The 20,780-nt window shown below is 51.6% G+C and carries 17 protein-coding genes; 7 read left to right on the forward strand and 10 right to left on the reverse strand.

What is annotated here, in order from left to right; genetic code table 11:
- Positions 1-692: 692 nt before the first annotated feature.
- Genes ACTJKB_RS13035 through ACTJKB_RS13045 form a run of 3 tightly spaced genes read right to left on the reverse strand, consistent with a single transcriptional unit; the run spans position 693 to position 4,325 of the window.
- On the reverse strand, positions 693-2,885 hold the full coding sequence (locus ACTJKB_RS13035) for a carbohydrate-binding domain-containing protein (RefSeq protein ID WP_440834471.1): 2,193 nt from the start codon (positions 2,883-2,885) through the stop codon (positions 693-695).
- Between the two features lie 20 nt (positions 2,886-2,905).
- The gene (locus ACTJKB_RS13040; RefSeq protein ID WP_440834473.1) at positions 2,906-3,589 is read right to left on the reverse strand and encodes a DUF4956 domain-containing protein; all 684 of its coding nucleotides are present in this window, start codon (positions 3,587-3,589) and stop codon (positions 2,906-2,908) included.
- The gene (locus ACTJKB_RS13045) at positions 3,582-4,325 is read right to left on the reverse strand and encodes a polyphosphate polymerase domain-containing protein (protein WP_440834474.1); all 744 of its coding nucleotides are present in this window, start codon (positions 4,323-4,325) and stop codon (positions 3,582-3,584) included. Before ACTJKB_RS13045 ends, ACTJKB_RS13040 begins: the two co-directional genes overlap by 8 nt.
- Positions 4,326-4,625: 300 nt before the next feature.
- On the opposite strand from ACTJKB_RS13045, the gene ACTJKB_RS13050 reads away from it, so the two are divergent.
- From ACTJKB_RS13050 to tlp, 5 genes are all read left to right on the forward strand, one after another.
- The gene (locus ACTJKB_RS13050; protein WP_074110201.1) at positions 4,626-5,303 is read left to right on the forward strand and encodes a response regulator transcription factor; all 678 of its coding nucleotides are present in this window, start codon (positions 4,626-4,628) and stop codon (positions 5,301-5,303) included.
- Positions 5,303-6,568 (forward strand): sensor histidine kinase, encoded by a 1,266-nt coding sequence (locus ACTJKB_RS13055; protein ID WP_440834476.1) that lies wholly within the window; start codon positions 5,303-5,305, stop codon positions 6,566-6,568. The genes ACTJKB_RS13050 and ACTJKB_RS13055 overlap by 1 nt, the downstream gene beginning before the upstream one ends.
- Before the next feature lie 386 nt (positions 6,569-6,954).
- Positions 6,955-8,187: an MFS transporter gene (locus ACTJKB_RS13060; RefSeq protein ID WP_440834478.1), complete on the forward strand. Its 1,233-nt coding sequence runs from the start codon at positions 6,955-6,957 to the stop codon at positions 8,185-8,187.
- A gap of 37 nt (positions 8,188-8,224) precedes the next feature.
- The gene (locus tag ACTJKB_RS13065; protein WP_440834479.1) at positions 8,225-12,460 is read left to right on the forward strand and encodes a sulfite reductase subunit alpha; all 4,236 of its coding nucleotides are present in this window, start codon (positions 8,225-8,227) and stop codon (positions 12,458-12,460) included.
- A 135-nt stretch (positions 12,461-12,595) separates the two neighbouring features.
- Positions 12,596-12,820 (forward strand): small acid-soluble spore protein Tlp, encoded by a 225-nt coding sequence (tlp, locus tag ACTJKB_RS13070; RefSeq protein WP_074088328.1) that lies wholly within the window; start codon positions 12,596-12,598, stop codon positions 12,818-12,820.
- A gap of 79 nt (positions 12,821-12,899) precedes the next feature.
- On the opposite strand, the gene ACTJKB_RS13075 is transcribed toward tlp, so the two are convergent.
- Entirely contained in the window at positions 12,900-13,088 is a 189-nt protein-coding gene (locus ACTJKB_RS13075; RefSeq protein WP_440834480.1) for a hypothetical protein, read from the reverse strand.
- Positions 13,089-13,183: 95 nt separating this feature from the next.
- Positions 13,184-14,449, reverse strand: coding sequence for a YVTN family beta-propeller repeat-containing protein (locus tag ACTJKB_RS13080; protein WP_440834481.1), 1,266 nt, complete (start codon positions 14,447-14,449; stop codon positions 13,184-13,186).
- A 139-nt stretch (positions 14,450-14,588) separates the two neighbouring features.
- On the opposite strand from ACTJKB_RS13080, the gene ACTJKB_RS13085 reads away from it, so the two are divergent.
- Positions 14,589-15,236, forward strand: a complete 648-nt coding sequence (locus tag ACTJKB_RS13085; protein ID WP_440834482.1) for a Vat family streptogramin A O-acetyltransferase — start codon at positions 14,589-14,591, stop codon at positions 15,234-15,236.
- Between the two features lie 215 nt (positions 15,237-15,451).
- Here ACTJKB_RS13085 and ACTJKB_RS13090 read toward each other — a convergent pair whose 3' ends face one another.
- The 3 genes from ACTJKB_RS13090 to ACTJKB_RS13100 all read right to left on the reverse strand — a co-directional run bounded on the left by ACTJKB_RS13090 (position 15,452) and on the right by ACTJKB_RS13100 (position 18,170).
- The gene (locus tag ACTJKB_RS13090) at positions 15,452-16,483 is read right to left on the reverse strand and encodes a zinc-binding alcohol dehydrogenase family protein (protein WP_440834484.1); all 1,032 of its coding nucleotides are present in this window, start codon (positions 16,481-16,483) and stop codon (positions 15,452-15,454) included.
- A gap of 224 nt (positions 16,484-16,707) precedes the next feature.
- Complete coding sequence (locus ACTJKB_RS13095) at positions 16,708-17,307, reverse strand: hypothetical protein (RefSeq protein WP_440834485.1); 600 nt, start codon at positions 17,305-17,307, stop codon at positions 16,708-16,710.
- Positions 17,308-17,783: 476 nt separating this feature from the next.
- Positions 17,784-18,170, reverse strand: coding sequence for a MerR family transcriptional regulator (locus ACTJKB_RS13100; RefSeq protein WP_440834486.1), 387 nt, complete (start codon positions 18,168-18,170; stop codon positions 17,784-17,786).
- Positions 18,171-18,272: 102 nt separating this feature from the next.
- On the opposite strand from ACTJKB_RS13100, the gene ACTJKB_RS13105 reads away from it, so the two are divergent.
- Positions 18,273-19,172: an SDR family oxidoreductase gene (locus ACTJKB_RS13105; RefSeq protein ID WP_440834487.1), complete on the forward strand. Its 900-nt coding sequence runs from the start codon at positions 18,273-18,275 to the stop codon at positions 19,170-19,172.
- A 152-nt stretch (positions 19,173-19,324) separates the two neighbouring features.
- Here the strand turns inward: ACTJKB_RS13105 and ACTJKB_RS13110 are convergent, their stop codons facing one another.
- Positions 19,325-20,071, reverse strand: coding sequence for a nucleotidyltransferase family protein (locus tag ACTJKB_RS13110; protein ID WP_440834488.1), 747 nt, complete (start codon positions 20,069-20,071; stop codon positions 19,325-19,327).
- Complete coding sequence (locus tag ACTJKB_RS13115; protein ID WP_440834759.1) at positions 20,068-20,748, reverse strand: TetR/AcrR family transcriptional regulator; 681 nt, start codon at positions 20,746-20,748, stop codon at positions 20,068-20,070. The genes ACTJKB_RS13110 and ACTJKB_RS13115 overlap by 4 nt, the downstream gene beginning before the upstream one ends.
- Positions 20,749-20,780: the final 32 nt, after the last annotated feature.

Consider the following 20,780-nt stretch of genomic DNA (forward strand, 5'->3'; position numbering starts at 1 on the left):
AGCGGAAATCGCTAGGGGCGACATGAAGATGTGCAGAGTATGGAACAAATTGGGTGATCCAATCTCACCTTTATTGTTGCATGCCCTTACAGTTGTCCCAAGCCGCCTCCTCCTCTGTTTACTTCTTATCTCACACTTAAATAAAGGTGAAATCCTACGAATTCATGAGCCTGCGTGAGAAAACTAAATCATTTCGTAGGAGTTAAATGTTTAAATCCCATACATATGGCATGATTAACAGCATTCCAATCGCTTTTCACATACAGGCAGCGCACTACGGGAACATTAAAAGTGAACAGGCTACGGTATCAATGGCTCACCTGTCCTATTTTTGTTCGCAGGCGCTCGACTTCATCCTCTTTGAATACCAGTTTTTTGATGACATCTATTCCCTCCGACTTTTCAGCTCCGATAAGCTCACGATACGATATCCTGCAGTCAAACGATAAATCTTTATGTACTTTTCTACTGCGTTAACGAAACCACAGAAGTGATAATGAATAAATACCTAATACTTATCAGATTTATTTTCCATTTATTCAATACCCTAACTATGGTTAATCAGGCTACGAAAGGGAATATCTTCAGCCTTCGCGCTTTCCAATAGCTGTTCATTGCTCAGTTGAGCAGCAAAGAAAGCGGCCCACCTCCTTTAACCTGGAGATGGGCCGCTTATTATTGTTAGCTGTTATTTAATTTGTAGCTTCACTCGGAGCGTCTGGCGGGGTGCCGCCTGTTCCGCCTTGAGGTGGTGTACCGCCAGCGTCGCCGCGATCCGCTCTGGCGCCACCGCCGCCACTAAAGCCACCACCACCAGGGCCACGGCCGGTGTTAGCCGTTGTGACACCTGATTCGTTAAGCCAGGTTACGCTGCTGGAGATGTCGAATGCTACTACCTGAGTGCCTCCGCTGTACTCGCCGTCTGTGTACAATCCGTTCACTGCGGTGCCTGTTGAGGTGCCGCCTGTTGAGAGGGTATACGATCCGCCCTTCTTCAGATCGGGGGAGCTGACAACGACTGAGCGGAAATTCTTGGAGGGTGCGAAGGTCAGGATGGTGTTGCCGTCGCTGTCCTCCAGATGAACCAGAGTGCCTGCCTGCTGATCTGCCGTGAAGCTCATGCTGACCGAGTACTGGCTGGAATCCTCGCTTGGTGCCTGGGCCATGCCGGCGCTGCCCGCAGCGACCAGGAAGCCGCCGGTCATATCGAAGGTACCGTCATAATCCAGCGGGCCGTTGCCGTCATTGGTAGGACCATTAACAATGGCGGTTCCGCCTGTCATGGTGAATGATCCGTTGGAATCCAGGCCGTCACCGGTGGAATCAACGGTTATCGTTCCCCCGCTGATCGTAAGCATGTTGCTGCCGGAGCTGGTGAACTGATCCTGCTGCGCGGTTCCCTGTGCAGCATTCGCGTCATTTCCGCCAGAAACGTTCACACCGTCCTCGGAAGCGACTACGTGGATTTCTCCGCCGGCAATCGTGATATTGCCGCCTTCAATACCTTCATAACTCTTGGTAATATCGATGGTGCCGCCGGACAAGGAGGTCAGGCTGTCTGCATGGATGCCGTCATCTCCCGCAGTTATCTTGAATTCGCCGTCCGTAACGGAGACATTGCCGTTGCTGTGCAGAGCATCATCTGCAGAGTTAAGTGTGAAGCTGCCGCCATTCACAGTAAGGTCTCCGCCGGATTTCAATCCTTTGGCGCTCGTAGATTCCGTTTCAGCCGTTGTGGTGGTTGCCACTGCTGTAGTCACTGATGCTGTAGTCACTGACGCTGTACTCACCGATGCTGTATCCGTCGCAGCTGCAGCCGCAGTTTTCGCCGGAGTAGCATCGGATGATGCTGCTGAGGTTCCGTCTACCGCACCCTGATCGCCGAAGCCATCCTTACCTCCGCCCATGCCCATACCGCCCGGACCTTGCTCACCCGTCTTCGCCGCTGCGTTCTCATAACCACCATTCGTCACGATGTTAAATGTTCCGCCGTCAATCACTTCCGCCGTCTCCGACTGAATTCCATCGTTGCCTGCCGTAATATCGAAGGTTCCGGCTGCAATCGCCACGAAGCCTTTGGCTGTATCCTCGTCATTGGTGGACTTGATACCGTCGCCTTCTGCCTTGACGGTAATATTTCCGTCCTTCACCGCTACCAGATCCTTGCCCACGATTCCGTCATCTGCTGCCGTAATATTCAGGGTGCCGCCCACAATTTTCAGGTCATCCTTGCTGGAAATACCGTCCTTGTAACTTCCGGTAACCGTCAGCTTGCCGGTTCCGTTAATCGTCAGATCAGCTTTGCTGAAGACAGCCGCACCGGGTTCATCCGTGGTACTATCGGCGAACACATAGGTCGCCCCGTCTGAGACGCTGTTCTCCGTACCTTCTTGCAGAGTGATCACAACCTTGCCCGCTTCCTTAATGTTGACAGGAGCACTGTCGCTATCCTTCAGGTTCACACCGTTCAGCACCAGCCGAACGGTTCCTTTGGCCTGCTCATCCACAATAATCTGCCCGTCACTTAGTGACCCGGTGAGGATATAAGTTCCCGCTTCGGTGATCGTTACCGATCCATCCTTGGCTGTAGCGCCAGCACCTTCGATCTCCGCTGTCGTCCCTGCGAGGGTAATATCGGTTGAAGCATCTGCCGTCCAGTCTGTAGTGGTATCGTCTTCGTCATACTCTACCAGGTCGGTCGTCTTGACGTTTGCCAGAGCTACAGCAGCAGTGGTTCCGCTCTGTGCACTGGTTGTAACAGCTGTACCTGTTGCCGCACTGTTCGTGGTATTGGTATTCGCTCCAGAAGTTGTGCTGCACGCCGTCATAAGTACCGCGCTCAGCAGCACCATCCCTATCTTGCTTCCTGTAATGAAATTCTTCATATATCATCGTTCCCTTCGATTTAGTACTCCGTGGTGGTTGGACTCATGGTCAGCGACAGATCGAGATTGCCGTTCCGGGTGCGGACCGCATCCAGGAGTTCCTTCTGGCTCGTGTACTCATCAATCGTAACGTCGTAGACCAGCTCGTATAAGCTGCCCAGCTCGGTGGTTCTAATCTTTTTCAGCTCATAGCGGACATTGAATTTCTCGAACACTTCGGCAAAAGCCTCTTCATACCCCAAATCCTCGGGAATGGTCACCTTCAGCGTCTTCTGCTGCGACTTTCTTACACCGAAGCCGGTGCGGTTCAGGATGAACATCAGCACGCAGAGAATGAGGGTGAACAGTATCGCGTAGCCGAAGGAACCGACCCCGCAGGCCAGGCCCGAAGCCATGGTGAACAGAACAAATGTGATGTCCTTCGGATCGCCAGGCGCGCTGCGGAAGCGGATAATCGAGAAGGCACCGGCAAGGCTGAAGGCGCGGGCTACGTTGCTGCCAATCAGCAGAATAATGATTGCCACAATCACCGGCAGCAGGACCATCGTCAGCGTGAAGCTTTGCGAATATCCCCCCGGATTGGTCTTCATATAGGTGAAGCTGATTATTCCGCCGAGTGCAATCGCTATAAGTATGGTTAGAATCGCGTGGATAAAGGTTAATTCTGTAGTCGCTGTAGTGGCTGAGAAAATAGAGTCAAGCATAAAGGGCACTCTCCGTTTCTATTTTGCTGTTCTTGAGCATTTTTTTATATTCATTGCCGTATTTGGAAAAGCTGGTGCGGTACATTTGGTGCTCCGAGAGCATTTTCGCCAGCCAGACCGGAATCGTCTTCTCGGCCTTCACTTCCATTAGCCATCGCCCCGGTTCCAGCAGAAGTTCGCCATATGGACCGCGCTCCAGCTTCACATCGTACCGCCGGCTTCGGATATTCGTATCGAAGGTAATCCGCAAATCACGGTTATTTTTGCAGAAAAGCGCTTTGCGGTCATAGGACAGATACAGCTTGGGCTGCAGATCGTACCGGGTTAGCATGTACTTGATCTCCCCGATCACCTGCTTGTTCATGTAATCCTTGAATCCCGGCTCCACGCCTGTGGCGACGAAATCGTAGGCCTCCTGCAGCTTAAGCGAGGTTCTTCTTTTATTGACCAGGCCGAACACCTTTTTCTTAATTTCCAGATACACCTTGGTGTCCTGGTTCGGAGTGCCGTAAGCTCTTATGCGGAGCTTTTCCTTGTATTTCGGCTTGGCCAGGCTGCTGCGGATCAGGGAATCATGAGCGGTGTCATAATAAAGATTCGTAATCGGGTAGAATTCATGCTGCTTGTTGTAATCGTCCGGCTCCATATATTCCAGCAGATCATAGTAGAGTTTCAGATAAGCGGTATGATCGAGCAGATATTTGTTCTCGTATCGGTTGAATACCTCAATCGCCATAGGGCTCAGATCCTTTCGTAGTGGAGTGCTCCATAAGTGCTTATGCGTGCTGTATGTGTGTGTTCCATGTGTCCCGCTTGCTTATGAATGTATCTTAGTCCCGGAACCTTTAATGAATCTTAAATGAGTTTACACCCCTTTGATCTTTTTACATTGGCTTAACAAATGGGCTGTGCTCCCAGGATTCTTTCATCTATAGCGCTACCTGCACAGAAAATCCGGTTAAGGTTGGTTAAAGGTAATCTTGTTATAATGACTTGAGTAATCAGCAAACTTTCGATGCAGAGGATGGGCATACCCATGAGGATATTAATAGTGGAAGACGAAGTGCATCTGGCGGAAGCCTTGACTCAAATATTGAAGAAACAGAATTATTCCGTGGACGCGGTCCATGACGGAAGATCGGGGCTGGACTATGCACAGAGCGGGATCTATGACCTGCTGCTGCTGGATATTATGTTGCCGGAAATGGATGGAATCACTGTGCTGAAGAAGCTCCGCGGCGAAGGCGTATCCACGCCTGTTATCATGCTGACCGCCAAAGGTGAGATTACCGATATGGTGACAGGGCTTGATTATGGAGCCGATGATTATATCGCCAAGCCCTTCTCGTCGGAGGAGCTGATGGCCAGAATACGTGCGGCGCTGCGGCGCAAAGGAGAGGTCATCCCGGATGATGCCCTGAAGCTGGGGGATATGGAGCTGAATACGGCGAACCTGCGGCTCTCTGTAAAGGGTAAGGAGATCAAGCTGAATCTGAAGGAGAACGAGCTGCTGGAGCTGCTGATCCTGAGGAAGCAGGCTGTAACCTCGAAGGAGCAGATCATCGAGAAACTGTGGGGCTTCGACTCCGAGGCAGAGCATAATAATGTGGAGGTATACATCTCTTTTTTGCGAAAAAAACTGACCTTCCTGAACTCGGAGGTACGCATTAACACGATCCGAAACGTCGGCTATGTATTAGAGGTGACCCGCTGATGTTCACAAAGCTCAGAAACCGGTTCTTAATTCTTAATCTGACCACCATCTCTGTGATGATGCTGATTGCCTTCGCCACGATCTATGTGATCATGTACCTGAATGTGAAAAACGACATTAATATGGATCTGCACCGGATTGCGGACTACCAGCAGAAGGGCCCGGGCGATGCAGGGCATCCAGGCTTCGCTGACGGAATTCCGCTCAAAGACAACGGGCCGATGGAGGGCGACAATCAGCCGCCGGAGCGCTCCATTTCCTTCACGGTGACTACCGACTCAACCGGGAAGCTGATCGATAAGGAATCCAAATTTACAATGGACGAGGAATTCTATACGGCTGCGCTGAAGGAGGCCCTTAGCATAGGCAAGGACATCGGACGCTTCACCCTGGATGACAGCCGGTGGATCTTCACGGTCAAGCATGTTGGCGGCGGGGAAATCATTGTCTTCCTGGATATCACCGCCCAGCAGAAAATCCTTACCAACCTAATCTATACCTTCACTGCTGTCGGCCTTCTGATGCTGATCATTCTCTACTTCACCAGCCGCTTCTTCGCTAACCGCTCGATTGCACCGGTCCGGGAAGCCTTTGACAAGCAGAAGCAGTTCATCGCCGATGCCTCCCATGAGCTGAAGACACCGCTGACGATCATCAATACCAATGCCGACGTGCTGCTGTCGAACAGTGACGATATAATCCGCAATCAGGCGAAGTGGCTGCAGTATATCAAATCGGAGACAGAGCGGATGACCCGGCTGACCAATGACCTGCTGTATCTGACGGAAATGGACGATACCCGGACAAGCATGATCCACAGCAGGTTCAATATGAGCGATGCCGTAGAAAATATCATTTTGACCATGGAGGCCGTCATTTTTGAGAAGCACATCTCTTTCGACTATGACATCGAACCGGACCTGACCGTGCAGGGCAACAGCGAGCAGCTCATGCAGGTGGTCATGATTCTTCTCGATAACGCCGTGAAATACACCAACCCCAAGGGCTCGGTAGCGGTCACGTTAAAAAAACAGAATACCGATGTGCTGCTGTGCGTCTCGAACACGGGGGATGGCATTGCCGCCGAGCATTTGACCCGCATCTTCGACCGCTTCTACCGTACAGATACTTCCAGAGCGCGCAAGCAGGGCGGCTACGGCCTGGGCCTTGCTATTGCGAAGTCGATCGTGGATCAGCACAAGGGGAAGATATATGCCAAAAGTGTGGCCGGGGAGTCTACTTCATTTTATGTGCAGCTCTCTTGAGAGGCAGCAAAGACCTGCATAGTTTATGTTAGATTATATAACACAAAATCCATTAATTAGGCTATTATAAGCATAAAAATTAATATTTTTAAATTTTTATGTTATAGTTGTTGACATTTCTTATCGAGCTAATTATATTGACAATATAAGATTTCAACGACACAACATTGTGTCAACGAAGGACGCAGGCGGTTTCTGCCCACAATGCTGTGGGGGATAGCTTGTTGCACCGGTATTCTTACATCACTTATACAGTCAGTCACGATGACGTGGCTGCAATTGGCAACGGGGCCGATTAACAAGATCCGCGAGTCTGCGGGTTCTGTCAGTCGGCCCTTTTTTGTCGATTCACTTACTTGGGGTTCATTTAAAGGAGGATGTCAGCAATGGAAGCAAAGAGTTTTCGCAAGGCGGGTCATGCCCCGAGTTTGTTCTCAGCTTTTTTGTACTTTGACGTAAGCTTTATGATTTGGGTGCTGTGCGGAGCTCTATCGCTCTACATTACCAAGGACTTCGGATTATCGGATACCCAAAAGGCGGCCATGGTCGCCATTCCGATCCTCGGCGGCTCGATATTCCGGATTCCAATGGGTATCCTGGCTGACCGCATTGGCAGTAAAAAAGCAGGCCTGCTCGGGATGTTCCTCACCATTATCCCTCTTCTGTGGGGCTGGCTGGGCGGTACCAGCCTGCTGCAGATTCATATGATCGGATTCCTGCTCGGTTTTGCAGGTGCAAGCTTTGCCGTATCGCTGTCTCTTGCAAGCCGCTGGTACCCACCGCAATATCAGGGGCTGGCGATGGGCATTGCGGGTGCAGGGAACAGCGGAACCGCGCTGGCTACCTTTTTCGGACCGCAGATCGCCCAGGCTTACGGATGGCATAGTGTATTCGGGATCGCGCTGATTCCTCTGGCAATCGTTATGATTCTCTTTGCCATATTGGCTAAAGACGCCCCGAATGCCCCTGCACCCAAGCCGCTTAAAAACTACCTCAGCGTCTTCAGACATGCGGATACCTGGTGGTTCTCGATGTTCTATGCCATTACCTTTGGCGGATTTGTCGGATTCGCCAACTATGCGAGCATCTTCTTCTATGATGTGTACGGCGACGGTGTACACTCCGGGGGCCTGACCAAAATTCAGGTGGGATACCTGGTCACCATCACCGTTATTGCGGGCAGCTTCTTCCGGCCTTTAGGCGGCTGGATCGCGGACCGGATTGGCGGCATGCGGCTGCTTCTTGTTCTGTACAGTGTCATTTCGGTATGTGCGTTTGCCATTGCATCCATGCCCGGCTCATTCCTGGTGATGCTGCTCTATACCAGCGTGATGATGGCCTGCCTCGGGATGGGGAACGGCTCGGTCTTTCAGATCATCCCTCAGCGCTTCTCCAGCGAGATCGGAGTCATTACCGGAATTGTCGGTGCTGCCGGAGGTCTTGGCGGATATTTGCTGCCGACGTATGTCCTGGGCCCGCTGAAGCAGTCCACAGGCTCACAGGTCACCGGATTTCTGGTGGTCGGCTCCATTGTGCTCCTTACCACCCTTATCTTTTTCGCGGTCACCAGATCCTGGAGAAAATCCTGGGCGAAGGCGGAATCAGGGGTTAATTTCTAATCCGCTTGTACAGAAAACTTCGAGGCGGTGAACTCACATGACAACTGGCTTAATCAAAAGCGTCTGTCCATACTGCGGGGTTGGCTGCGGGATCGTACTCGAAGTATCGGATAACCGGGTGGTCAAAATCACCGGAGACAAGGAGCATCCGGCCAACTTCGGCCGGCTGTGCACCAAAGGCAGTACGGCAGCAGCCGCGATCACCGAATCCGGCCGGATGGAGTATGCCTACAGCCGCCCTTCCCGGGGGAATGAACCTGTAAAAACGGAAATCAATGCAGCCATCCGCGATACCGCGCAGCGGCTGCGCAGCATTCTGGAGGAACACGGCCCGGATGCCCTCTCCGTCTATGTATCGGGTCAAATGTCGCTGGAAGCCCAGTACCTGATTAACAAGCTGGCCAAGGGCTTCATCCGGACACCGAATATTGAGTCCAATTCACGTCTGTGTATGGCAGGTGCCGGCAACGGCTACAAGCTCTCCCTGGGAGCGGATGGGCCTCCGGGTTCTTATCAGGATATGGATCAAACGGATCTGTTCTTCGTTATCGGCGCCAATATGGCCGATTGTCATCCGATTCTGTTCCTGCGGATGATGGACCGGGTCAAGAGCGGAGCCAAGCTGATTGTCGTGGACCCCCGGCGAACGGCTACTGCGGAGAAAGCAGACCTGTTCATGCAGATCAGACCCGGAACGGATCTCGCCCTGCTGAACGGGCTACTGCATTTACTTGTAAAGAACGGACATACAGATCCGGACTTTATCGCCCGGTTCACCTCGGGTTTTGAGAGTATGGAGGCATTCCTGGAGGACTATCCGCCGGATAAAGTCTCCGAAATTACCGGCATCCCGGAAGCGGATATCCGGCAGGCGGCCGATTGGATCGGTGAGGCGCCGGAGTGGATGTCTTGCTGGACTATGGGTCTCAACCAGAGCATTCACGGCACCTGGCACACCAATGCCATCTGCAACCTGCATCTGGCTACAGGAGCCATCTGCCGTCCGGGGAGCGGCCCCTTCTCACTCACCGGCCAGCCCAATGCCATGGGCGGGCGGGAGATGGGCTACATGGGGCCTGGCTTGCCCGGGCAGCGTTCTCTGGTGTCTGAGGCTGACCGCAGTTTCATAGAGAAGCTGTGGGAAATTCCCCAAGGCACTCTTCGAACGGATGTTAGCGGCGGCACCATCTCCATGTTCGAAAGCATGATCACAGGCAAGATCAAAGCCTGCTGGATCATCTGTACCAATCCGGTGGCTACCGTCCCCAACCGCAAGAAGGTCATCGCTGCCCTCGAAGCGGCTGAGCTGGTCATTACCCAGGACAGCTTCCTGGATACCGAGACCAACCGGTATGCGGATATCCTCCTGCCCGGAGCCTTATGGGCTGAAGGCGAAGGGGTGATGATTAATTCGGAGCGCAACCTGACCCTGATGCAGCAAGCCGTCGAGCCGCCCGGAGAGGCCATGCCGGACTGGCAGCTTATCGCCCGGGTCGCCGCTGAAATGGGCTATGCGGAGGCTTTTTCCTACTCTTCTTCGGCAGAGGTCTATGCGGAAATCCAGCAAGCCTGGAATCCGAAAACAGGATATGACCTGCGCGGGGCGACCTACGCACGGCTTCGGGAGACACCAGTACAATGGCCTAGTGCGCCGGATCAGCCGAACGACCGGAACCCAATACGGTATTTGAACCTTCAGGGCAGCATTGCAGGAAGTGAGCGTCCAAATGACAGTTCTCCGGATATCGTGTTCCCGACAGAAAACGGGAAAGCCGTATTCTGGGCACGTCCGTATATGCCGCCTGCAGAGATGCCGGACAGCGAGTATTCCTTTGTGCTGAATTCCGGCCGCTTGCAGCACCAGTGGCATACGCTGACCAAAACAGGCAAGGTTCCGAAGCTCAATAAATTGAACCCGGGACCCTTTGTGGAAATTCACCCGCAAGACGCAGAGGTGCTGGGAATTAAAGACCGGGAGCCGGTGGAGCTGCGTTCGCGGCGGGGGCTGGCCATTCTCCCGGCGGTCCTTTCAGACCGTGTGCGCCCCGGCAACTGCTTTGCCCCTTTTCACTGGAATGATGTCTTTGGATCACAGCTGGCGGTCAATGACGTTACCAATGATGCCGTTGACCCTATGTCCTTACAGCCCGAGTTGAAATTCTGCGCTGTGTCACTCGTCAAGGCGGCTGGCCAGCCCGCCGGGGAACCGCATACGCCGGTTATGGACAGCAATCCGGCTTCAACCCCAGCCAGCGCTGAGACCGCCCGCCCGAAGGAGGCCATAACGATGAAGCAGCTCGACGCACTCGCTGGCATGCTTGGGATTGAAGCCCCTGCAGCCCTGACTCTGGATCGCCATGAACAGGCTTATCTGTCCGGCTTCATCACAAGCCTGCGCACCGAGGCTGGCCGCTCTGCTTCCGGTATTCCGGTTCTGCCGCCCACCGCGCCTTTTGAAGCACCCACCCGCTTCTTTGTGGATGGCCTGCTCGCGGGCATGTTCTCCCGCACTTCGGTACCCGGAGCAGAAGGTTACTCCCAGACCGAATCGATATCGGCTTTGGCCCCTTTAGAGGCTGCCCCGTTCCCGGAGAGTACCGCTACAACCAAGCTTCCCGTAACCATCCTATGGGCCTCACAGACCGGAAATGCGGAGGGTGCAGCCATTGACTGCGCCAAGAAGCTACAGCAAGCCGGTTATGATGTGCGGCTCGTAAATATGAATCATTATACCGTGAGTGATCTGGCAGCGAACCGGTTTGTCCTGTTCATCGCCAGTACCTTCGGAGCCGGAGATCCTCCGGACAATGGGGAAAGCTTCTTCCAATCGCTCAAGGCAGAGAATGCCCCACAGCTTCAGGATCTGCATTATGCAGTGCTCGCTTTCGGGGATTCCAATTACGATCTCTTTTGCGGCTTCGGGCGGAATCTGGATACCCGTCTCACGGAGCTTGGCGCGCAGCGGCTGCTTGACTGTGCCCATTGCGATACAGACTTTCAGGAACAGGTGGATGCATGGACGAATGACATCTCAGCACTGTTGAGCGGATTTGCAGGCAACCCGAAGCCCAGTATACCTGCCGAAGCAAGCGGTAACTCGTCCCCTCAGCTTGCCGTATCCGCTCAGGTTGCCCCAAGTTCGGAACCACGCGGATATCACCGGAACCACCCGGTACCTTCACGGCTGCTGTTCAAGCAGAACCTGAACAAGGCTGGATCTGAAAAAGAAACCCGCCACTACGCCTTCGACCTTACGCCTGCCGGAGTGCAGTTCGAAGCCGGCGATGCGCTGGGCGTGTGGCCTGCCAATTGCCCAGATCTGGCCCGCAGTCTACTGCATACGCTGGGCATTGAGCCCTCTACCCCGGTAAGGGTCAAAGGCCAGGGAGAAATGCCGGTAACCGAAGCACTACTCCGTCATTTCGAGATTGCCCGGGTGACACCGGATATGCTCCGGTTCATCCGGGACCGCTCTCAGGATGGCTGCTTAAGCAGGCTGCTAGACAATGAGAACCAGGCGGACCTCAAGCAATGGCTGTGGGGCCGTCAGCTGATCGATGTGCTGCAGGAATATCCGGTTTCCCTCAGCGCACAGGAGCTTGTGGAACAGCTCAAGCCTTTGCAGCCCCGCCTCTATTCGATTTCTTCCAGCCCAAAAGCCAATCCGAACGAGGTCCATATTACAGTGTCCACCGTTCGCTACGAGAACAACGGCAACACCCGCAAGGGAGTATGCTCCACATTTCTCGCGGACCTCGTTACAGAGGATACGGACATTCCCATTTTTATTCAAAAGAATGCCCATTTCCGCCCGCCGGCTAATCCCGATGCCCCGATGATTATGATCGGGCCGGGTACAGGCATCGCTCCGTTCCGCGGCTTCCTGCAGGATCGCAAGGCATCCGGGGCCAAGGGCAAGAATTGGCTGATCTTCGGGGAACAGCGGGAAGACAGTGATTTTTATTTCCGCGATGAGCTTGAAGTTCTCCAGAAGGATGGCTTTCTGCATCGGCTGGACACCGCCTTTTCGCGTGATCAGGCGGACAAAATCTATGTGCAGCACCGCATCCTTGAGCATGGAGCCGAACTCTGGGCCTGGCTTCAGGAAGGCGCACATGTCTACGTATGCGGAGATGCCCAGCAAATGGCCAAAGAGGTAGATGCCGCACTGAAGACAGTAATCCGGCAGCACGGCGGCATGACTGTGGACGCGGCGAATCATTATGTACAAGAAATGTCGTTAACCAAGCGGTATGCGCGGGATGTTTATTAAGCAGACTATGGATCAACGGGTGCACGAATAAGAATGTTGGATTCCAAGGAAAAATAATGCATAAAATCGTCCGGCAACGATCAACCTACAGGTTAGCGTCCTTGCGGCGCGCTAATCACAGGAGGCGATCCACCAATGGCAAAGCCGGATAACCGGGCAGACAATGTTGAGCATTTACAGCAAAGCATTCAGCACACCATGCAGAACCTGCATGAAGCTGAAGACTATTTGAACGAATTTTCTTCTGAAATCAGCAGCAAAGAACGTGAACAGATCGAAGCCAAGAACGAACGCCGTAAAGAAAGCATTAAGGGCTTCCGCGAGGAAGTTAAGGACGAAGCCGCGCATTCCGAAGAGTAGTATAGTAAATACCAGTTCAAGCGAAAACGGCGGTTCACCCGGATCATTCCGGGCAGAACCGCCGTTTCACTGTATTTTTTTACAGATAAGGATTCCTTGGTACATCAACCGGCTGCGCACGCGCTCCACTCGCCGCTTCCCTGCTGTGGATAATAGCTGTATTGGAGCTATCGTCTTCCTTTTGCAGGACAATCGTGAATTCGCCTTTGCCGGGAATACGGATTCTGCGTGTTGAATTTCCCGTGTCCATGTTTAACAATAATTCCATGATTTCTTCTGCTGCATGAACCTCTCCCATATCACTCACCGCCCATTGTAAAAACATGTACCGGCTTCAGGCTGGTTGCTTCTTGCCCTCGTCTGCTACGGATTGACGCCTACCGAGAACGGACGTGCGCCTACCGGAATGATGCTAATCACGGCTTGGGTGACCCCATCAATGACTGACACCGTATTATCGTCCTGGTTGGTGATATAGATCCGGTTCGTCAATGGATTGGCCCCTGCTCCATTGGGGTTATTCCCGACCGGAGTGGTGGTAATCACCGTATTCGTTAATCCGCCAATCACCGACACATTGTCACTATCCCGGTTTGGAACGTAGATCGCATTTGTAGATAAGTTCACTCCCAGTTCAGCCGGAGTCGTGCCAACGGGCACGTTAGTAATGACTGTATTGGTTGCCCCATCAATCACGGAAACCGTGTTGCTGGTGAAGTTCGAGACATAAATCCGGTTCGTTAAAGGATTAACCCCTACCCTGAAAGGGTTAACCTGAACGGGAATCTGTGTAATTACCGTATTCGTAGCACCGTCAATGACCGTAACGATATCCGAGTTGAATTCAGCTACATAAATAGTATTAGTTAAGGAATTCACTCCGATCCCCGTTGGAAAAGGCGAACCACCGGCAGGAATAATAGTAGTTATCACCGTGTTGGTCAATCCATCAATAACAGTAATAGTATTATCATTAAAATTTGCCACATAGATGGCATTGGTGGAGGTATTGACCGCGGCCGCACCCGCTCCACTCCCGGCAGGAACAGTGGCAATTACCGTATGGGTCGCCCCTTCAATGACAGATACGTTGTTACTGTTCAAATTCGCCACATAGATCCGGTTGGTTAATGGATTCACAGCTACTCCCGCAGGATTAACCCCAACAGGAATAGTATCAACTACCCCTCCCGTTGCACCATTGATCACTGTAACACTATTGCTGTTGAAATTGGCAACATAGATGCGATTGACGGAACCAGCGACAACCCCGTCCTCGTCGCCAAGAAGCTCGGCAAAGACGAGCCTATGGGCGGTAACCAGCTGCCCGGCGGCATTTTTACCCCATACAGAAACTTCCGTCTGCTCTGCCGCAATACCATCGGTTGTGAAGACAAATTCAAAGGCATCCAGATCGGCATAATAGTTTCTTGTCAGCACTTCGCCAGGTGCAACAGTGAGCAGCTCGCTCACATATAACATCCGGGTTACGGTCAAATTATACCCTTGGATTAATATAGACGATACGTCAACAGAGTCCCGGTTATCGATCTTGACTGTCACCTGCTGTGTTGGTCTTACACCGCTAGCCGCAGTATTCTCAATGGGTCCAGTTGATAGAACGGCCATTACATTTAATCCCCCCTTTATTAGAACTGGAGCGAATTTTTCTTTGGAGCTACCAATCTATTGTTAATGTATGTAAGAATTACAGTATGGATTGGATCTTAATCCTGCATATCTATGAATTCAAGAAAGGTGTGTGCTTATGCTTCCTACAGGACCGAACCCGAATGCGATCCACCCGAACCCGAAGATTAAGCAAATCCGTTTCATCAAAAATATCATCACCCGCCCGGACATCATCGCCGGAGATTACTCTTACTACGATGATCCTAACGAGTCGGTATCTTTCGAGAGTCGGGTAACACACCACTATGAATTCATCGGGGATCAGCTGATCATCGGCAAATTCTGCGCCATCGGCTGTGGCACCGAATTCATCATGAACGGGGCCAACCACCGTATGAATTCTGTGACGACCTATCCCTTTAATATTATGGGCGGCGGCTGGGAGAAGGCTACGCCAGAGCTGGCGGACCTGCCCTATAAGGGGGATACTGTCATCGGCAACGATGTGTGGATCGGCCAGAACGCCACGATTATGCCGGGGGTAACCATCGGCGACGGAGCCATTATCGCAGCCAACGCCACCGTAACCAAGGATGTGCCACCCTACCATATTGCTGGCGGGAATCCGGCACGCATTCTCAGGAAACGCTTCGACGATGAACTGATCACCCTGCTGCTGGAGCTGAAATGGTGGGACTGGAGCAAGGAGAAGATCACCGCCAGCCTCGAAGTGCTGTGCAGCAATGATCTGGGCCGGATTAAGGGGCTGGTCGATGGCAGTTGAAATCTTGACGGTGGCTTCCCGGTTAACCTTGGCAACTTCCGTCCACGGCGTTACCCGCTAGTCAGTTCATGAGGCTCAATCTGCAGACAAAAGGACGTGCATCATGCACGTCCTTTTCATAAATGCGGTTCAACTCTCCGCCGTTAGCTGGTCGAGTTTGCCCCAATCAAAGGATCCGTTACTGGCGCATCGAATTTTTTCTATACTGCCGCTCATCAGAATCCCTCCAAAACCACTTTACCGACCGTTCTTTCCGTTTCCAGCATGGCATGCGCCTTACGCAGATTCTCTGCATTGATGGGCCTCAGCGTTTCATTCGTCGTCGTCCGGATCACACCTTCGTCCACGAGACGTGCCACTTCATTCAGCAGCTTGTGCTGCTCTATCATGTCCGGCGTTTGGTAGGTGGAGCGGGTGAACATCAATTCCCAGGCGAACGTGACACTTTTATTCTTCAGCAGGGTCAGGTTCAGTAATTCATCCGTCTCCACAATCGAGCATATTTTGCCTTGCGGTGCGATCGCCTCGGCCATATTCACCCAGTGCTTCCCGGTGCTGTTCAAGCAGAGCACGTAGTCCACTTGGTCGAATCCGGCAGCCTTCAATTGCGGAACGAACGCCTCGAAATGATTGATGATGTGATCCGCTCCAAGTGTCTTCGCCCAGCTCACGGATTCAGGCCGGGATGCGGTGCCAACGACCGTCAGACCAGAGTTCTTCGCCAATTGTATGGCAATCGATCCCACACCACCCGCTGCTCCGATAATCAAAAGCGTCTTGTCTGCATTGTCAGCCTTGTTCAGGGAAACGCCCAGCCGGTCGTACAAGCTTTCCCAGGCGGTAATCGAGGTTAACGGCAAAGCCGCAGCCTGCGCAAAGTCCAGCGTGGACGGCTTCACTCCAACAATCCGTTCATCCACCAGATGAAACTCGCTGTTCCCACCAGGACGTATAATGCTTCCGGCATAGTACACTTCGTCACCAGCACGGAACAAAGTGGATTCCGGGCCAACCTGTTCAACCACACCCGCAACATCCCAGCCCAGCACTTTCGGTACACTTTCCACACGATCTTTGGGTGAACGGACTTTATAGTCCACAGGATTCACAGAGATCGCCTGTACCCTCACCAACAGATCCCGGCCCGTCGGGCTCGGCTTTTCCAACTCCACGTCAATCAGACTCTCCGGATTCTCAATGGGCAAATATTTATACAGGCCTACGGCTTTCATGGTTTCCTTCGTCATTGTCATTCTCTCCTTTGAATGGGTTGCGTACTAAATGGCTTATGCTGGCAGTTTAATGTATACACTACATTTCTGGAAGTACGCACATTATTGTGATCTAGTATCAAAACGTATACTGTAGCGGCAGGAAGTATACTCACAAATATCCAGTATATACACTGTAGTTTAATCGTTTTACGGCATAACCAAAAAAGGTCAGCCTCTTTAGGCTGACCTTTCTTGGTTTAATCAGTAATTTTTTTAAGCTCAAAAATAGTTGCCTCTGATAACAAGATAAGCCTATCGTTATTAACAACAAAAAAACTTACACTTACAGGTATGCTCATTTTTGTAGAAGGGTCACTTATATCTATTGCCTTTACCTCATCATTTATATTTAAGTCTGGGATATCTATTTTATACAATCTATAAAAAGAGGTGGAGTTATAGCACGTCGCTATATTCTGATATAATGGATTTTTTAGTTCATATTGATATTTACTATATTTTTTAAGACCTTTTGATGAAAAAAAGTCTTTTTTGATTATAATTTCATCTCCAATAAATTTTTGCCCTGTGGGATATTCAGACGCATCATTATATGAATTGGCAAATCCTAAAAGCTTCTTAACTTTCCAAGTTCCATAGAGATATTTTTCAGTTTCACTATCCAAGCTTATACGGTCTACAGTACAATATTCAGATTTGTTTATTGGAATAATAGACTCTTCCGTTTCAGGTGTAGGCTCATTAGAAGTATTTGGATTTGATGTCGTTTCAACATTTCCACAAGCCGATGCTAGCATCAACATGATCAGAATACAAGCCAATAATGCTTTTTTCATATCTCACACTCCTACTATAAAGCGATGCTTTCGCATGTTTACTCGCTTGCTAACTGAATTAATCCTCGTTATGGAATGAAAATCAGTTTTGCCTCAGTATTTTGTTCCGGTTGAGTTGTTACTTTCATCTAGCTAGCAGAAATTATATCAGAGCCATTTAAGCGATGAATGACATAAAATTAACATTATTTATGAATAAGGTTAACTTTATGTTATCTAAATCACAAACAACAATACGCCTAAATAAAACCTACCCAAGTCATTTTTTGTTGAAAAATTTTGAGAAACCAGCCTGTCGCTCATGATGGAGGGACTGCTTCGTCACTGTACTGATATGGAAGTCGAAAAATTTCCAGGATGATTGTTAAGACGCTCATGTATACCGCAATCCGGGTAAGCCAACAAAAAAAAAGAAAAACCCGAAGGTGGGCTTTTCTTGAAACTTCATATGTAGGAACCTGTAACCTTTGTCTCCATTATCTCTCCAGTTCCAGCTGTGCGCACTCTAGTCTTTTGAAAAAATCGATTTTTTGATCGACTTTTTCTAACCTCAGATCCAGTTCCTTCCTTTGCTCGATAACTGTCCCGCGGTAATTTTCTATAAATTCACGTCTTGCCGTTATGGTTGAGACCCCGCTCTTTTTTACAGCCATTAACTTCTGAATCTCCCGTACAGGCATTCCCATGGACCGAAAGTAATGTAAAGCCTTAAACCATACAATATCGGCTTGGGAATACAGGCGATATCCATTGTCATCCCTTTCTATCCCGTCAATTAATCCGATTTGTTCATAATATCGCAGGGTGTGGATGCTTAGTCCCGTCTCTTCAGCAACTTGTTTGCTCGAAAATTTATTCTCCATACTTTTATTGTAGCATGGGTTTTAGCCCTATTGCTATCGAGTGCACTCTATACTTTACCATTTCAATTGCAAGTATTTATTTTCATTTAGGAGGAATTCTCTATGCGTGTTTTTGTGACCGGAGCAACAGGTTTCATCGGTTCTGCAGTCATCCCTGAACTCATCGGCGCCGGACATCAGGTCGTCGGACTTGCCCGGACGGACAAGGCTGCCGCTGCATTGTCGGCGGCTGGCGCGGAAGTGCATCACGGCGGGCTCGACGACCTCGAGAGTCTGCGCAGCGGCGCCGCCACAGCAGACGGCGTTATTCATCTTGCTTACAAGCACGACTTCTCGGACTATGCCGGTGCCGTCGCTACCGATCTTCGTGCCGTCGAGACGATTGGAGCAGCTCTTGAGGGCTCCGGCAAGCCGTTTGTCATCACCTCAGGAACAATGATCCTCTCCATGCTGCTCCCGCCGGGACAAACCGGAACAGAAGAAACTGTGGCCCGCGCCGAATTGCCCCGGGGCGGATCAGAATGCTTGGCCATGGCACTGGCTGAGCGCGGAGTGCGGACTTCAGTCGTCCGTCTCTCACCATCCGTACATGGAGAGGGAGACAAGGGCTTCGTCCATGCACTGATTGCCATTGCCCGTGACAAGGGGGTGTCCGCTTACATCGGAGACGGCACAAACCGCTGGCCAGCGGTACACCGGCTGGATGCGACGCGGCTCTTCCGGCTGGCGCTGGAACACGCCCCGGCAGGATCACGCCTGCACGGGGCCGGAGAGGAAGGGATCCCATTCCGTGACATCGCCGGTGTCATCGGCCGCCACCTGAACCTGCCTGTGGTCAGTATTCCGCGTGAGGAGGCAGACGCACACTTCGGATTTCTCGGCGCTTTTGCCGGGCGCGATAACCCGACATCGAGCGCACTGACCCAAGAACGCCTGAACTGGCGGCCAGAACATCACGGACTGATCGCAGATCTCGAAGAAGGCCACTATTTCAACAACTGAACAGTTTACTTAAACGGATAGATTATTTAAATAAAACAGCGGCAGTCTGGGAGCTATCTTTCGCCTCCTGGACTGCCGCTGTTCCTGCTATTAAGACTCATTAAACCCCTTATCTTCAGCCCTTTACTCTTATCCTTCTGCGCACCTGCCGTCTAGGTTTCACCGTCACCCAGCCTATCCCGCATCTCCGCATAAGCTTCCGGGGTGCCGACATCGTCAATCGTACCCTCCGTATAGTAAGCCCGGATCTCCTGGCGGGAGTGCAGCCACTCGGGAAAATAACTCGGCGCATCCGGGTTGCCGCCTTCGGCGAGATAACGGGAGAATAGCGGCAGCGTAGACCGCTTATAGATATAGAGTGCAAATACGCCAATGTTCGTCCGGGGCGATTGCGGCTTTTCTTCCAAAGAAAGGACCCGCATCTCTGCATCCAGCTCAGCCACGCCAACACTGCGAAGCTCCCGGATATCGTCCACCGTCCGGACCAGAATACAGTCTTTGTCCACCTGATGAAAATAATTCAGATACCCCTCAAGGCCAAATCCCAGCACATTATCGCCCGCCAGCACCAACAGATCCTCCGACAAATGTTCCCGCTCGATCACAAACTGGATATCGCCAATCGCTCCTAACCGTCCTTCTGGTGAAGAAGTGCCGTCATTCAGAACACGAATCGGCTTCGTCCCCCTATACTGCAGATGCCACTGTTCAAAAGCACGGAAGAAGCGCTCATTCGTCACAATCAGAATCTCCGTGATTTCCTCCAGAATCTCCAGACGGTCCATCAGCAAATCTAGAATCGTCCGGCTTCCTTGAACCGGCAGCAGCGGCTTCGGCGTATCTTTCGTTAACGGGTAGAGACGGGTCGCATACCCCGCAGCCAAGATCAATGCGATCATTCCTGTTCGCTCCTCTGCTGGACCAATTGTGCTGCAAACAGGGATTGGGACAGCAACACCATGGTTTGCTTGTATACGGCATGGGCCGCCTCCGCATCGCCAAGGAACCCGCCAATATACAGGTGGATTACGCCATGCAGCGAAGCCCATATGATGCTGACAAGGGTCCCTGTCTCTTCCTGGTCCGAAATCTGTCCTTGCTGCTGGGCGGTGCTGATTAGGTTCAACAAGCGGCTCATGGCTGTAATCGTCCCTTGCATACTCTCTGCATCCGGCTTGAATTCGGCAAAAGCCCCTCCAAACATCAGCTTGTAGTAGCTGGTATGATCCTGCCCGAACTGCCAGAAGGCTTCGCCCAAATCCAGCAAATGCTGCAAAAGGTCAGAGGACAGCGGCACTTCTTCAAAACCCTGGGCCAGCAATTTACAGCCCTCCAGATACAGTTGCTGGGCCAGTCCTTCTTTATTGACGAACAAACTGTAAATGATCTTGGTGGAGCAGCCCATTCTTTCCGACACTTTACGCACAGTGACAGCTTCAGGCCCTTCTTCCTGCAAAATGTCCGCAGCGGCATCCACCACAAGCTTACGGAGATTCTCTGTATTTTGCAGACGAGCCTCCTGATATGTTTTTCGTACCCGCCCTGTGGATGATGAGGGCTTATCTTCGTTATGGATGAATATCACCTCATTCGGATGTCATGTTGTTG

Source organism: Paenibacillus sp. 22594 (genome assembly GCF_052044425.1).
Taxonomy (GTDB): Bacteria; Bacillota; Bacilli; order Paenibacillales; family Paenibacillaceae; genus Paenibacillus_AQ.